The sequence below is a fragment of the Acinetobacter sp. Colony158 genome (assembly GCF_019264745.1).
Lineage (GTDB): Bacteria > Pseudomonadota > Gammaproteobacteria > Pseudomonadales > Moraxellaceae > Acinetobacter > Acinetobacter ursingii.
Genome location: NZ_CP078523.1, coordinates 2,136,766 through 2,153,036, shown reverse-complemented (window position 1 = coordinate 2,153,036; position 16,271 = coordinate 2,136,766). Strand labels below are relative to the sequence as shown.

Genomic DNA, 16,271 nt, shown 5'->3' with positions numbered 1-16,271 from the left:
AATTACACTCCTACCGCGACTGATACAGGTTCGGCCAAAGACACTGTCGGTGCCAAACCAATTGGATAACCAATATAACCCGTTGGTAAATATTCAATTACCTGAACAGGTAAGCTCACTGTAGTTTCACCCGCTTGTAATGAAATACGTTCACCATCTTTGAGATTCAAACGAGTTGCATCTTGTTCACCCAAAGCAAAAGTTGCTTCAGGAATACGAGACTGCATGGCAGGTGTCTTAATGGTAAATTCACCCGATGCAAAAATGTGATGCATTGGAACCAGACGGAAACTTTCAGGATTCACCGTAATCGCTGCTGGTGCAACAAAGCTACGTGCAGGACGTTTGGGTAAACGATCAAATAAACGAATACCTGAGTCACCACCTTTTAAGTGACCACCGACTTCATCTTGGTATTTATTCCAAGATTGTGGTGAGTTCCAACCCGGCGCCCATGCAAATGGAACCAATGACGATGCTTTTTGTGGCCCTACATAACCTTCCATCGAGAAAGTTAAAGCCGAATCGACATCCACAGGTTGTTTTGGTTCATGTACAGAAATTGGTGCACGAAGTGCGGTACGACCTGAATAACGACGCGGTTCACGCGCAATTTTTAAACCATGAACACGATAGCCTGCATCTGGTGCAACGTCCTGAATCGCTTCGAGTACAGGAACATTTTTCACCACAGATTCAATCACATCATCCAGTAAAGTCCAGTTAATCGCTTTACCGTTGAGTCCTGTTTCGATGGCATGCAGCCAGCGCCAAGATTCTTTGATCGCATACTCTGGCTTGTAATAGCTTGGATCATAAACTTGGTAGAAACGTTGCGCACGACCTTCCTGACTCACCACTGTACCATCACCCTCAGCAAAACTTGCCGCTGAAAGCACGATATCTGCCTGTTTCACAGTCTCAGTTTCACTGTGATCCAACACAATTACGGTTTGCGCTTTGGCAAGAGCAGCTTTGACTTGAGGTGCAGGTAAACGACGGAATAAGTCATTTTCCACAATCACCACAGTGTCATAATCTTGTGCAAAGGCTTGTTCTAAGCTTTGACCACCAAACAATGCCAGACCCATTGAGTTCACTTCAGGAACAGTCAGTGTAAGACCAGCATTGCCTAGATTTTGTGCTACTTGCGCAGCCGCTTCCATAATCGCAGGATCTTGTAAGCTGGTACCCGAAATCACCAAAGGTTTTTTCGCAGTTTTTAAGCTGTCAGCAATGCTTTGAGCAAAGGCTTTGGCATCATCATCTAAACCATTCAGGGTTTCACCTTTCACGGCTGCCGCAATTGCAAAACCAAGACGCGCGATGTCGTTTGGTGATGCAACTACTTCACCTGTTGCTACATCCGCTAACCGAGTTTGAGTCGCTGCCAAAATATAAATCGGAGATTTCTCATCCTGACCAATACGTTGTACAGGTTCTGCTAACCAGTCTGGAGTACGACGATCTGCCGCCATTTGCTTAGCTTTGTTTTTCGCTGCTTGACGAACGGACAATGCCATACGCGGTGCAGTTTGAGTGAGGTCTTCACCTAAAATCAATACTGCATCATAGCTTTCAACTTCACGCATATTCGGGTTGTAAACACCCTCGGTTTGCATGATTGAAGCCGCAAGCTCAACCAGATTTTGCTCTTTTTGCGACAGGCCTGTTGAGTAGTTTTCTTGTCCGACTAGCTCACGTAATGCATAGTTCGATTCAAGGCTGGCACGTGGAGAACCGATTCCCAGTACTTTTTTACCTTGAAGTTTTAGGATGACTTCATCCAGTGCCTGATCAACTGAAACAGAGCTTACTTTTTCACCAACACGGAACTGTGGCTGACGCGGACGATCTGCACGGTTCACATAACCCGTACCAAAGCGACCTTTATCACATAGGAAGTATTGATTGACTTCACCGTTAAAACGGTTTTCTACACGGCGCAATTCACCATAACGCTCACCCGGAGAAATGTTACAACCTGAAGAACAGCCCTGACACACGCTTGGTGCATACTGCATATCCCATTTACGGTTATAACGTTCAGAGTGAGTTTTATCGGTAAATACACCTGTTGGACAAACTTCTGTCAGGTTACCTGAAAATTCAGACTCCAAAGTGCCAGACTCTGGACGACCAAAGTACACACGCGAAGCATTGGCATAGACACCAAAGTCAGTCCCGCCTGCGTAGTCTTTGTAGTAACGCACACAACGATAACACGCGATACAACGGTTCATTTCATGTGCAATAAACGAACCCAACTCTTGGTTATAGTGCGTACGTTTAGTAAAACGATAACGACGACGGTCATGACCTGTCATGACGGTCATATCTTGTAAATGACAGTGACCACCTTCTTCACAAACTGGACAGTCGTGCGGGTGGTTGGTCATTAAAAATTCAACCACTGACTCACGAAAATCAACCGCTTCTTTATCTTCGATTGAAATAAATGTATTGTCAGCCGCGGGTGTCATACATGACATCACTAAACGTCCACGGGTATCGTCAGCATTTGCATACTGAGTCACCGCACATTGACGACATGAACCCACAGAACCTAAGGATGGATGCCAACAAAAATATGGAATGTCGATGCCTAGGGACAAACATGCTTGTAGCAGGTTTTCTGACCCATTGACTTCATATGATTTTCCATCGACATGAATTGTAGCCATAGTCGAATTCCTTAAACTTGTTCTACGTGGCTGGCTTGGGCAACAGGACGATTGGTCACTTTTGCTTCAAACTCGCTACGGAAATATTTGAGTGCGCCCATAAGCGGCTCCATCGCACCCGGTGCGTGGGCACAGAAGGTCTTACCAATCCACAACTTTTTGGTGAGTTCAGACAAATGTTCGATATCTTCCATCTTGCCTTCACCATTTTCAAGTGCTTTCAGTGCTTTGACCGCCCAAGGTAAACCATCACGGCATGGCGTACACCAGCCACACGATTCACGCGCAAAGAACTCTTCAAGGTTACGTACCGCAGAAACCATACATTGGGTTTCATCCACCACCATCAACAAGCACGTACCCAAACGCGAACCTGCTTTCATGATGCTTTCCGAATCCATTGGAAGATCAATATGCTCAGCTGCTAAAAAGTCAGTTGAGGCACCACCCGGTAACCATGCTTTAAGTTTAAGTCCATCACGCATACCGCCCGCGTAGTCTTCAATCACTTCACGCGCAGTCGTACCAAATGGCAACTCCCAAAGTCCTGGGAATTTAACTTTACCTGAGGCACCATAAATTTTAGTACCTGGATCTTTGGATTTACCCGCAGATAAACCGATATACCACTCAGGCCCACGTAACATGATCGCGGGTAAGTTGTTATAAGTTTCGACGTTATTGACGATGGTTGGACGACCCCATGCCCCAGCAACTTGCGGGAATGGCGGTTTAGTCCGTGGATTAGCACGACGACCTTCCAGTGAGTTAATCAATGCGGTTTCTTCACCACAGATATAACGGCCAGCACCTGTATGAACAAACAACTCAAAATTCCAGCCTGTATCCAGAATATTGTCACCCAAATAACCTTTGGCACGAACTTGTTCCAAAGCTTCATTTAAGTATTGAGCCGCTTCAATATATTCACCACGAATAAAGATATAACCCTGCGTTGCCTCTAGGGTATAAGCAGCGATTAACATCCCTTCAATCAATTGGTGCGGAAGACGCTCCATCAACAAACGGTCTTTGAATGTACCCGGTTCCATTTCATCGGCATTACAGATGAGATAGCGTGGACCACCATCATTCGGTGCCATGAGCGACCATTTAATCCCTGCTGGGAAACCTGCACCACCACGGCCTTTGACCGTTGCTGCTTTAATGACTTCCAAAACTTCCGCAGGTTTCATTTCAATGGCTTTCTTAAAGCCTTGATAACCCTCTAAAGCTTCGTAATCATCGGCATTGCGGACATGTTCCTGTTTACTCAAACGCCAAGTCAGTGGATGAGTTTCTGGATTACCTTCGCCATAAATCGGTTTTGGTTCAGTATTCATACATACTTCTCCAATAACTGTTTGACCGAAGATACATCTACCAAACCATGGGTATCTTCATCAATCATAAGTGTTGGGCCTTTATCACAATTACCTAAACAGCAGATTGGTAATAAGGTAAAACGGCCATCTTGCGTGGTTTGACCATACTGAATACCCAGCTCACGTTGGAACGCTTCAGCCAAAGTTTCAGCACCCATCAAGAAGCAGGCAATCGAGTCACACAGTAAAATTACGTGACGACCCACAGGTTGGCGATAAATACGGTTATAAAATGTCGCCACACCTTCCAAATCTGCAACGCTAATCGTTAATAACTGCGCGATTGCATTCATCTGTGCATCATCTACCCAGCCATTACGGCGTTGTACGCACTTCAGTGCATCCAATGATGCCGCACGTGGATACGGATAGTGATCAATGTGATGTTCTATTTCGTGGATTTCATCCGCAGTCAAAATCCCTTCAACATTCACACGTGGCTTTTTATCAGTCAAAATCATCATAATGCGTACCCCTTAGCGATCCACGTCGGCCATAACCACATCAATGGTTGCCAGATAAATGATCAAGTCTGAAACCAGACTGCCGTTAATCACCGATGGAATTTGCTGTAGATGGGTAAAGGTCGGTGTACGAATACGAGTACGATAACTCATGGTTGATTTATCAGACGTCAAATAATAGTTCGACGCACCTTTCACCACTTCCGCCATCACAGATGCTTCACCCGCTGGCATGACAGGTCCCCATGACACACTTAAGAAGTGCGTAATCAGAGTTTCAATATCTTGCAGGGTTTTATCTTTCGGTGGTGGAACTGCCAGAGGATGATCCGCTTTATACGGACCAGATGGCATATTATCCAGACATTGTTTCACGATTTTGAGCGATTCTTCGATTTCGCGATAATGCACCATGACACGAGCATAGGCATCGCCTTCATACTCAAGTGGCACTTCAAAATCGTAATTTTCATAACCACTGTATGGACGATATTTACGTACATCAAAATCAATACCTGTAGCACGTAAACCAGTACCTGTGATACCCCAAGCCAATGCAGATTTTGCATCATATTGGGCAACATTACGGGTACGACCTTCAAATACCGAGTTTTTTAGTGCGGCGGTATGATATTCCTTCAAACGTTTTGGCATCCATTCGAGAATATCGCGAATCAGTTTTTGCCAGTTGTTTGGAAGATCATGCGCTGTTCCACCAATACGGAACCACGCAGGATGCATGCGGAAACCTGTGATCGCTTCAATCGCATCATAGATTTTTTGACGGTCGGCAAACATATAGAAGACAGGGGTCATACCACCCGCATCCTGAATCGCCGTACCGATATATAACAAGTGGTTATTGATACGGAACAATTCCGACATCATGACACGGATACATTGCGCACGTTCAGGCACTTTAATGCCCGCAAGCTGCTCAACGCCCATAACATAAGGCATGTTTTGCGCACAACCACCCAAGTAGTCGACACGGTCGGTATAAGGAATGAACGAGTGCCAAGTTTGACGCTCAGCCATCTTTTCCACACCACGATGGTGATAACCGATATCAGGCACACAGTCTTTGACTTCTTCACCATCTAACTGTAACACTACACGGAACGCACCATGTGCAGAAGGATGGTTAGGCCCCAAGTTCAGAAACATGAAATCTTCATCTGCATTTCCACGTTTTAGTCCCCAATCTTCTGGGACGAAACGCAAATGTTCCTGTTCAAAATCCTGCTTGGCTTTGTTCTGCATATAAGGCGTATATTCAGTCGCACGTGCAGAATACTCTTTACGCAGCGGATACCCTTCCCAATAAGTTGGCAACAAGATTCGACGTAGCATCGGATGCCCTTCGAAATTGATCCCGAACATATCGTAAGCTTCACGTTCGTACCAGTTGGCATTTGGCCAAATATTGGTGGCTGTTGGAATGTTAATATCATTCTCGTTCAGCGCCACTTTGATACGAATATCACTATTACGTTCTAATGATAATAAGTGATAGAACACCGTGAAATCAGATGCAGGTAAACCATCACGGTGGGTACGTAAACGCTCATCCACCGCCGATAAGTCAAACAACATCACATAAGGACGTTCTACTTTACGCAAAAACATCAGTACATCTTGTACGCGTGCGCGCTCAACCCAGACAGTCGGAAACTCTTCACAAGTCGGTTGCACGTAGAAGTTTTCACCAAACTTGGTTTGGAGTTCCTCTACAATTGCAAATGCTGGGCGTGAATCAACTGGAGTCGATTCTGGCATAGCAATGTCAGTTTCAGCCATTGGCTTGGCTTCCTATTTAATACAAATTCAGTCAATTTTTCTGATGAAACATATCCAGTCGATATATCAAAACTTCATCATGAATAATTATTTAATTTCATCCATAGAGCGTAGGTTTTTCACCGCAATACGCTCAGCATTTTTGCGATCGCGTTCTGGCATCATCTTTGGCTTATACACTGGCTTAAGATCATCACCGATTACGGCAGAAAGTGGACGGCGCTCTAATTGAATTTGGTCTTGGAGTAGCATTAATGCTTGAATCAATGCTTCAGGACGAGGCGGGCAACCTGGGACGTACACGTCAACAGGAATAATTTTATCGACGCCCTGTACAACCGAATAAATGTCGTACATACCGCCTGAATTTGCACAAGCTCCCATGGAAATGACCCATTTTGGCTCAAGCATTTGCTCATAAAGACGTTGAATAACGGGCGCCATTTTGACAAAACAGGTTCCAGCAACAATCATCAAGTCAGCTTGACGCGGTGAAGCACGAATAACCTCGGCACCAAAACGTGATAAATCATGGACACCTGTTAAGGTGGTTGCATACTCAACGTAACAGCATGAAGTCCCAAAGTTAAATGGCCAGACTGAGTTTTTACGCCCCCAGTTGACCACATTATGCATCACATCTTCCAGACGGGTCATGAAGACATTTTTATTGACTTCTTCTTCAAGCGGATCAGTGACAATTTGGCGTTCTTGCAAAGGATATTGATCAGCACTCGGATTCGCACGGGTTAATGTATATTTCATCCCGAGTTACTCCTGTTCAGATGAGGTTTGAGTCGCTGAAATAGACTTCATACGACCTGAGGATTGAGCTGGAATGTGACCTGTAGGGTCCATCACCAACTCCTCAATAGAATTGAAGCGGGTAATATCAGCAATATTCATCTGTGCAGAACCCACTTTGGCCTTAATTCCTGCTGATTTACGACGATCTGCTGGTGCCCAGTTCAATGCACCTACAGCAAATGCATAAACCAAAGCAATCAATAAATCGACAACAAAAATTACAACAGTCGTAAAACCAAGCCAACCCACTTCACGGACAGAGGTTGCCCATGCGTATAAGTAGAGTGCTTCAAGGTCAAAAACAACGAAGAAAATCGCGACCAAATAAAATTTTGCAGACAAGCGGATACGTGCCCCACCTGCGCTCACAACACCTGATTCAAATTGCTCTTGCTTCGCGCGCCCCCACGATTTACCCCCTAGGAGCAAGGGAACGGTAAGCATAAAAACGCACAGAAATGTAACACCGATCACGAAGGCAATAGTTGCCCATTCGTATGGAGTAATGGCACTCATGCGGGGATAACTCCTGGCAGGCCTATTATTTAACAAAGAATGTATGTATTGGCCTTCAAATACACCAAACATAAAATTAATCCCGCCAATTGTACCTGATTTCTAATTTCTGTTGCTAGGTGAAGTACCTTAGTCTTTAGGATGATTTTTTGGACAATTTTAGAAAATATAGGGCTTGAACGCTAAATCCACTGGTATTTATCGGTTTATCAAATCAATTCTCATATTATGATTATTTTTTTCATTTTCTTACATTTTAACCAATATTTCGGACAATTTTGTCCTAAATCATGATTACACCTTTAACCATCACTTATCATGTATTTTTTTGAATTATTTTGCTATTTTCTCAAGAAATACCCTCAACCTCAAACTTGGCTTAAAATCAGCCTACATTAAACGGTGATTTTGCTGAAAATTAAAGCTCTAAAAGACTATCTCAAGTTCAAAAGAGCATGCTATTTTGAGAAGTAGATCATGCTGAACTCGAGTGGTATTTTTTACTTCAATTCAAATTAGGATTGAAATAAAACTGATTAAACAAGCAGAATTTCTAAATGAGGAAAATATATAAAATTAGATCTATAAATCTTTGCAATTCAGTTACATGCTTTAATTAACTTTATACACATCAACCTTGAGCCAATGTGTATGCTAAAAACAAAGAATAAGGAGTAAAATCAATGAGTCTGCACTATACACATAAGCCAAACTATTTTCTTTATGCTCAATTGCTCATTCGACATATTCAAGAATATGTGCAAAAGCATCCCGATGCAGACAATGCAATTTTTGATTTACGTGATATTTATGACCTGTTTCGTCAGGATCTCGCATCAACCACAACCAATCTAGAAGGTATTCTTAACATTACGGATGAATATCGTATTGAAACCATCAATGGTGATCAAAAAATTATTAGTGGTTATAAAATCGATGCAGAAAATAACTTTCTCTTAATCGATTTTGATCAAGATGCTTTAACCAGTTTACGCGCAGGCAAAGCCCTAATTGCACCAGATGCGACCTTACAAGAATAAACTGATTCAAATCAGACAAAAAGAAAGCACTCTAATGAGTGCTTTCTTTTTGTTTTGACAGATTTTTTTGTTTAAGCTTTTGATTAAAGCGTTTTGCTGGCCAAAGCATAATAAAACGCGCACCACCCAAATCAGGACTTTCATCCACACTAATGGTTCCACCAAACCAGTACGCAATCCGACTCACAATAGATAACCCTAAACCATAGCCACCTGAAGCCCGTGTACGACTATCATCCAGACGGGCAAAAGCTTCAAAGATACGTTTCCGATCTTCTTCAGGAATACCAGAACCATCATCCTCTACACAGACAAAAGCATTTCCATCTGCGCGGATACCACCACTCAAGCGAACTTTATGATCACAATGACGTACTGCATTACCCACCAGATTTTGTACGACACGATGCAAATAACGACGTTCTGCATCTGCTATCACATAATTCGGCGGGGGTATCAGCTCAATTTCTTTTTGAGTTTTTAGCGCCTCGGTTTCAACGGCGACCTGATCCAACACATCAATCAGAGCAATTTCCTCAAAATCCAGCGAAGGTGTCCCCTGCTCTAACTTGGCATAAGTCATGATCTCATCAATTAAGGTATTTAAGGCCTCAATATCTTTATCAATCATTTCCATTTGCTGAATCCGATAATTGTAATCATCTTCTTCAGCCAGCATTTCCATCCCGAAACGGACGCGTGCCACAGGCGTTCGTAGCTCATGCGAAACTGCGCGCATCAATTCGCGCTGCGCTTCAATCAAACGCTGGATATGATCTGACATATTGTTATAGCTCGATGCCAGATTGGCCATCTCATCACTACCATCAATAGGCACTCGCAAAGATAAATCGCCAGACTTCATGCGATTTAGAGCGAATCGTACCTGTCTGATTTTTCTCTCTAGCGGTAAGATCAGTCCATAAACCCCTAAACTCAACAGAAATAAGCTAAATAGGGTAATTCCTGCCGATAACTGAAATGGCATCCAGTTAAACATAGGCACTGGACCTAAAACCAAAACCTCAGTCGGATTATTCGGCATCGGAGAAACAATGGAGATCGTGGTTCCGCGTACCGTTGCGCTGTCTTTATACAACATCACACTTTGATCCTGACGCAAACGACCAATTTGCTCAGAATCCAGTTGGATATCTTTAACATCCTGAATGGTGATTGGATAAGAAAAATGCTTTTGAATACGATTAATGTATTCTTTTTCCTGACCTGGATAATAAATCAAGTAGTCCAAAATAAAGATGGGAAGCGCTTTCATTTGGCGCTCACCAATTTTATCTACTTTGACATAGAGGAAATGTTGATTGTCTTCGGGCAAACCAATAATGACGTAAGCAATGCTATTTTCAGCATCATAACGAACAACTGATTTTTGTTCTTCAATACGTTTCTTTTCTGTTCTGGAAAGCTCAATTTTATTTGACGCCACATAATAAATTGGCAGTTCAAGTAAATCAGAGGCATCTGAAATCCAGTCCAGTTTTTGTTGTTCTCCCGGCTGTCGAGCAACACCTTCACTGATGACAAAAGAAATACCATCCGTCAGGGATTCACGATATTCCTGAGCACGTTGGTAATTGATGATCTGAACCAGCAAGTAGCCAAATAAAGCCACCAACATAACCAAGACCACCAAACCAGCATAAATGCGTAAGAAGATACTGTGTTTAAACACTCGATCAACCTTATTGGGAGATTTTTACTAACAATGGATGTTTCATATACCATTGGTTTCTTTTACAAATAAATAGCCTTTGCTACGCACAGTTTTGATACGTTTCGGGTTCTCTGGATCATCGCCAATTTTTGGACGAATGCGTGAAATACGCACATCAATCGAACGATCCTGTCCATCGTATTCAATCCCACGCAGACGCTCAAAAATATCTTCACGAGACAGGATACGGCCTGCATTTGAAGCCAATAGCCAGAGTAAGTCATATTCCGCACTGGTGAAATCAACTAGATCACCATTCAAGGTCACTGAGCGTCCACCATTATCGATGACCAAATCATCAAATTCGATGCGCTGCGCCACTTCATCTTCAACCGTTTTATCAGTACGACGTAACAAAGCACGGATGCGCGCCAATAATACACGAGGCTGTACTGGTTTAGCCACATAATCATCTGCGCCCATTTCCAGACCCAAAACCTGATCCATATCTTCAGTACGCGCAGTTAACATCAAGATCGGAGAATGGTAATGAGGACGCACTTCTCGACAAACGGTTAAACCATCTGCACCAGGTAACATCACATCGAGTACGACAAGATCAGGCTGTTCACTGATAATACGACGAATTGCACGATTACCATCTGTTTCAACCCCAACCTCTAGTCCATTACGAATCAGATATTCCTGTGTTAGACGTGCAAGACGCTCATCATCTTCAACAATCAGAATCTTAGGTAACTTTTCTTCCTGGCTCATACAATGCCCCTATTTATATATTTAAGTGTATCTGTTTAAAATCCGACAGATAGACATGCTTCATAGAAAGCAATATACACACGTTTACATTGTAAACAAGTCCTTGTTCACCAAACTGATACACGCCAGTTGTATTTTGTTGCAATTTTATTAGCTGTTGAATTTTCAGTGATTTTATTATTTTGGTTTAAAAATTACCACTTATCTTAATTCGCTAAATAGTACGTATAAATATTAAACAAATTATTTCTATAGCCGCTTTTTAAGCCTGTAAATGTCTGTTTTTTGAGTTATCCACATAGTTATCTATACGTAATTTTTTAGGACTTTGCTAAGCTATGCATCGCAGAATCAGACAGATAATGAATGAATAAAAAATTAATAAAATGTCAAGATTGATATCAGATTAAAATTCCCGTATCTTGTGTTTAAAACAAACACTAACCACTAAGTCTTGTGTTTATTCCTCAAATATCGAGCCACCTTTTTGCCCGATTGAAACGGTCCAATGAACATAACTATAGATGACAATGGAGCTATGCTGACATGAGCGTAATCACTTCAACTCCTGGCCAACTTCAGGTGATTAAACGCACTGGGGAAGTTGCTGTATTTGATGCAGAGAAAATTTCCGTTGCGATTGGTAAAGCATTTCTGGCGGTCGAAGGACAACAAGGTGCAGATTCAAGCCGTATTCACGACCGTATTACTCAACTTACAGAAATGGTCATGAATACTTTCAATCGTCGCTTACCTTCTGGCGGTACGATTCACATTGAAGAAATTCAGGATCAGGTTGAACTGGCCTTGATGCGTACAGGCGAACAAAAAGTTGCGCGTGCCTATGTCATCTATCGTGAACAACGCGCTAATGCCCGTCAACAGGCCGGTGCAAATCATCACCCGACTTTACAGATTACGGATGCTAATGGTCAGCTCCAGCCATTAGATCTCGATGCGCTATCAGCAGAAGTTGAGAAAGCGGCTGAAGGTCTGGAAGGGATTGATGTTCAAGCGATTGTCGATGAAACAGTTAAAAACTTATATAACGGCGTGAAAGCGAGCGATATTGCCACGACAATGATGATGGCAACACGTACCCGCATTGAACATGAGCCAAATTATACATATGTCACTGCGCGTTTATTGCGTAATGAACTGGTTGCCAAAGGTCTTGAATTTTTAGGTTTACCTGAAGATACGCTTGAAAGTGATGCGCTTGAAATCTTCCTGAAAAAAGGGGTTGAACTTGAGTTACTCGACCCAGAATTATTAAACTTTGATCTTGCCAAACTTGCAGCAGCAATCAAACCAGAGCGATCAAATCAGTTTACTTATTTAGGTTTACAAACACTATACGACCGTTACTTTATTCACTCAGATGGCATTCGCTACGAACTTCCACAATTGTTCTTTATGCGTGTTTCCATGGGGCTGTCCATTAATGAAGCCAATCGTGAAGAACGTGCCATCGAGTTTTATGACTTGTTGTCTAGCTTCGACTACATGGCATCGACGCCTACCCTATTTAACTCAGGCACATTGCGTCCGCAATTATCTAGCTGTTATTTAACCACCATTGGTGATGACCTCTACAACATTTATGGAGCCATGCGTGACAACGCAATGTTATCAAAATGGGCAGGCGGTTTAGGTAACGACTGGACACCTGTACGTGCCCTGAACTCTTACATCAAAGGCACCAATGGTAAATCACAAGGTGTTGTTCCTTTCCTTAAAGTCGCCAATGATACTGCGGTTGCCGTAAATCAGGGTGGTAAGCGTAAAGGTGCGGTGTGTGCGTATCTTGAAACATGGCATCTAGATATCGAAGAGTTTTTGGAATTACGTAAAAACACAGGGGATGATCGTCGTCGTACCCACGACATGAACACCGCCAATTGGGTTCCTGACCTCTTTATGCAACGTGTGTTTGAAGATGGTGAATGGACATTGTTCACTCCTTCCGAAGTTCCAGATTTGCATGATCTAACAGGTCAAGCGTTTGCTGAACGCTATGCGCATTATGAAGCGATTGCTAAAGAGCAAAACTTCCTTTACAAGAAAGTTCGCGCTCAGGACTTATGGCGTAAAATGCTGTCTATGCTGTTTGAAACAGGTCATCCGTGGATTACATTTAAAGACGTGTGTAACTTGCGTTCGCCACAGCAACATGTAGGTGTGGTTCACTCATCAAACCTATGTACTGAAATTACCCTGAATACTAATCAGGATGAAATTGCAGTCTGTAACTTAGGTTCGATCAACCTTGTACAACACGTACAAGGCGGCGCTTTAGACCGTGAAAAATTGGCACGTACCATCAAAACAGCCGTGCGTATGCTCGATAACGTCATCGACATTAACTACTATGCTGTACCACAAGCCAAAAATTCGAACCTGAAACATCGCCCTGTTGGCATGGGTATCATGGGCTTCCAAGATGCTTTATACGAAATGAATCTGGCGTATGGCTCTGATGAAGCAGTTAATTTTGCTGATGAGTCGATGGAAGTCATTAGTTACTACGCCATTCAAACTTCAAGTGATCTTGCGCTTGAACGTGGTGTTTACTCAACCTTTAAAGGTTCACTCTGGGATCAAGGTATTTTACCAATCGACTCTTTAGACCTTGTTGGTAAAACACGCCCTGAACGTATGTTTGAAGTGGATCGTACTCAACGTTTGGACTGGGATACTTTACGTACCAAAGTGCAAAAAGATGGTATGCGCAACTCAAATGTCATGGCGATTGCACCGACTGCAACGATTTCTAACATTTGTGGCGTGTCTCAATCGATTGAGCCGACATTCCAAAACCTGTATGTGAAATCTAACCTTTCTGGTGAATTCACCGTGATCAACCCTTACCTTGTTCGCGCATTGAAAGATCGTGGTCTTTGGGATAGCGTGATGGTCAATGATCTGAAACATTTTGAAGGTTCAGTACAAAAGATTTCACGTATTCCAGAAGAACTGAAAGCGATCTTTGCCACTGCATTTGAAGTTGAGCCACGCTGGATTGTGGATGCTGCCTCACGTCGTCAAAAATGGATCGATCAGGCACAGTCGCTGAACCTGTATATTGCAGGTGCCAACGGTAAGAAACTGGATATCACTTATAAAATGGCATGGTTACGTGGTCTAAAAACTACGTATTACCTCCGAGCTTTAGGTGCAACCTCGGCTGAGAAATCCACCATCAATACTGGCGCATTAAATGCAGTTAAAGCAACTACGGTTACAGCCCCTGTTGCAGCAGTGGCTCAGGAAGTAAAGTCTGAAGTGACAGCAGAAGATGGTTTCACGACGGCAGCACCAGTACCAATGGCTTGTTCAATCGACAATCCAGACTGTGAAGCTTGTCAGTAATGACGAGCATGCAAGGAAATATCAGAACAATATTTCCTTGCACAATAAAAGGTAAAGATCATGTTACATCTCAGTCATAACTACACATTAGGTCTAGCTGTACTGATTTTTGCCTTTTTATTCTTTTACGCGCCTATGGTTTACGCTTTTTTTAAGATTCGTAATCAACAGCGTAATCAAAATAAGTAGTGGGGATATAGGTTCTATTGAATAATTTTAGAACATCTATCGACAAAACTTAATTTTGCTTACACATAATAAGCGTATAGTAATGGCATCTTCGTAGAAAGGTGTCGATAAAGATATTAACAACGAAGAGAGAATTTGATTATGTCTATCCTGAGTTGGGACGATTTCGAAGATGATTCGCAAAAACCGGCTGCACCTGAACACAAGTCTGCGCCCGTCGAACCGCAAAAAGCGCCAACTGCGCCGCTGGTATCTGATGCAGAGCCATCATCGCCGCGTGTGGCAAATGTACAACCCGCTGGAACCGCTACCAGCCGATCAACAGATTCAACCGATTCGGTGGCTCGAGCATCTGAATCCTTAAAAAATCTGGATATTACAGTGGGTCTGGAAGAGCTTGAAACGGGTGCAAATCGCGTACAAGTTGATGATAAAGCCATGATCAACTGTCGTGCGGACTTAAACCAGTTAGTGCCATTTAAGTACGAATGGGCGTGGCAAAAATATCTGGATGGGTGTGCCAACCATTGGATGCCGCAAGAAGTCAACATGAACCATGATATTGCATTATGGAAGTCTGAGAATGGCTTGACTGAAGATGAACGTATTATTATTAAACGTAATCTTGGCTTTTTCTCGACTGCGGATTCTTTAGTTGCCAATAATTTGGTTCTGGCAATTTATCGTTTAATTACCAATCCTGAATGTCGTCAGTACATTTTACGTCAGGCGTTTGAAGAAGCGATTCATACGCATGCTTATCAATATTGTATTGAATCTTTGGGTATGGATGAAGGCGAAATCTTCAATATGTATCATGAGATTCCAAGTGTGGCGCGTAAAGCAGCTTGGGGGCTAAAATATACGCAATCGTTAAGTGATCCAAAGTTTGAAACAGGTACACCTGAAACTGATCAGCAATTATTACGTAATCTGATTGCATTTTATTGTGTACTTGAGGGAATTTTCTTCTACTGCGGCTTTAGTCAAATTTTGAGTATGGGTCGTCGTAATAAAATGAACGGTGTTTCTGAACAGTTCCAGTACATTTTGCGTGATGAATCCATGCATGTGAACTTTGGTATCGATATGATTAACCAAATCAAGATCGAGAATCCACATTTATGGACAGCCGAGTTCCAACAAGAAGTCATTCAAATGATTCTTGAAGGTACCTTGCTTGAAATCGAATATGCGCGTGACACGATGCCACGTGGCGTTTTAGGCATGAATGCAGCGATGATGGAAGAATATTTAAAATTCATCTGTAACCGTCGTTTGGCTCAGCTTGGTTTACCTGAACAGTATCCAGGTGTGAACAATCCATTCCAATGGATGTCTGAGATGATGGATTTGCGTAAAGAGAAGAATTTCTTCGAGACTCGTGTAACAGATTATCAGACTGGTGGGGCGTTGAGCTGGTAAGTTAAAATCTCGCCGCTGAATGACAGATAATGTGAGATTTTTGACACATATTTCGAGATTGTTACAAATTTAATCAGCTATGCTAAAGCAAAAAAATAGAGCCTAATGGCTCTATTTTTTTACTACTTAATTGGAGG

Annotated in this window: 12 protein-coding genes; 4 read left to right on the top strand and 8 right to left on the bottom strand. The window is 42.6% G+C overall.

From position 1 onward, the window contains the following. Window positions 1-2: 2 nt before the first annotated feature. From nuoG to ndhC, 6 genes are all read right to left on the bottom strand, one after another. Entirely contained in the window at window positions 3-2,684 is a 2,682-nt protein-coding gene (gene nuoG / locus JR005_RS08810; protein WP_218664910.1) for an NADH-quinone oxidoreductase subunit NuoG, read from the bottom strand. A gap of 11 nt (window positions 2,685-2,695) precedes the next feature. Then, entirely contained in the window at window positions 2,696-4,027 is a 1,332-nt protein-coding gene (gene nuoF / locus JR005_RS08805; protein ID WP_004987395.1) for an NADH-quinone oxidoreductase subunit NuoF, read from the bottom strand. Beyond that, window positions 4,024-4,533, bottom strand: coding sequence for an NADH-quinone oxidoreductase subunit NuoE (gene nuoE, locus JR005_RS08800; RefSeq protein ID WP_004987397.1), 510 nt, complete (start codon window positions 4,531-4,533; stop codon window positions 4,024-4,026). The genes nuoF and nuoE overlap by 4 nt, the downstream gene beginning before the upstream one ends. A gap of 12 nt (window positions 4,534-4,545) precedes the next feature. Further along, complete coding sequence (gene nuoC / locus JR005_RS08795) at window positions 4,546-6,333, bottom strand: NADH-quinone oxidoreductase subunit C/D (protein WP_218664909.1); 1,788 nt, start codon at window positions 6,331-6,333, stop codon at window positions 4,546-4,548. Window positions 6,334-6,420: 87 nt separating this feature from the next. Beyond that, entirely contained in the window at window positions 6,421-7,098 is a 678-nt protein-coding gene (locus JR005_RS08790) for a NuoB/complex I 20 kDa subunit family protein (RefSeq protein WP_004987404.1), read from the bottom strand. A 6-nt stretch (window positions 7,099-7,104) separates the two neighbouring features. Next, a complete protein-coding gene (gene ndhC, locus JR005_RS08785; protein ID WP_004987406.1) occupies window positions 7,105-7,656 on the bottom strand; it encodes an NADH-quinone oxidoreductase subunit A in 552 nt (183 codons plus the stop codon). A 683-nt stretch (window positions 7,657-8,339) separates the two neighbouring features. Here ndhC and JR005_RS08780 point away from each other — a divergent pair. After that, window positions 8,340-8,696 (top strand): hypothetical protein, encoded by a 357-nt coding sequence (locus JR005_RS08780; protein WP_004987409.1) that lies wholly within the window; start codon window positions 8,340-8,342, stop codon window positions 8,694-8,696. A 31-nt stretch (window positions 8,697-8,727) separates the two neighbouring features. Here the strand turns inward: JR005_RS08780 and bfmS are convergent, their stop codons facing one another. Continuing rightward, entirely contained in the window at window positions 8,728-10,389 is a 1,662-nt protein-coding gene (gene bfmS, locus JR005_RS08775; protein ID WP_004987410.1) for a sensor histidine kinase BfmS, read from the bottom strand. A 42-nt stretch (window positions 10,390-10,431) separates the two neighbouring features. After that, entirely contained in the window at window positions 10,432-11,148 is a 717-nt protein-coding gene (gene bfmR, locus JR005_RS08770) for a response regulator transcription factor BfmR (protein ID WP_004987412.1), read from the bottom strand. A gap of 546 nt (window positions 11,149-11,694) precedes the next feature. Between bfmR and JR005_RS08765 the strand changes: the two genes are divergently transcribed. The 3 genes from JR005_RS08765 (at window position 11,695) to JR005_RS08755 (ending at window position 16,134) form a co-directional block, all read left to right on the top strand. Beyond that, entirely contained in the window at window positions 11,695-14,520 is a 2,826-nt protein-coding gene (locus JR005_RS08765) for a ribonucleoside-diphosphate reductase subunit alpha (protein WP_218664908.1), read from the top strand. Window positions 14,521-14,577: 57 nt separating this feature from the next. Then, window positions 14,578-14,709, top strand: coding sequence for a preprotein translocase subunit YajC (locus JR005_RS08760; RefSeq protein WP_171063255.1), 132 nt, complete (start codon window positions 14,578-14,580; stop codon window positions 14,707-14,709). A gap of 141 nt (window positions 14,710-14,850) precedes the next feature. Then, window positions 14,851-16,134: a ribonucleotide-diphosphate reductase subunit beta gene (locus JR005_RS08755; protein ID WP_004987419.1), complete on the top strand. Its 1,284-nt coding sequence runs from the start codon at window positions 14,851-14,853 to the stop codon at window positions 16,132-16,134. Window positions 16,135-16,271 lie beyond the last annotated feature (137 nt).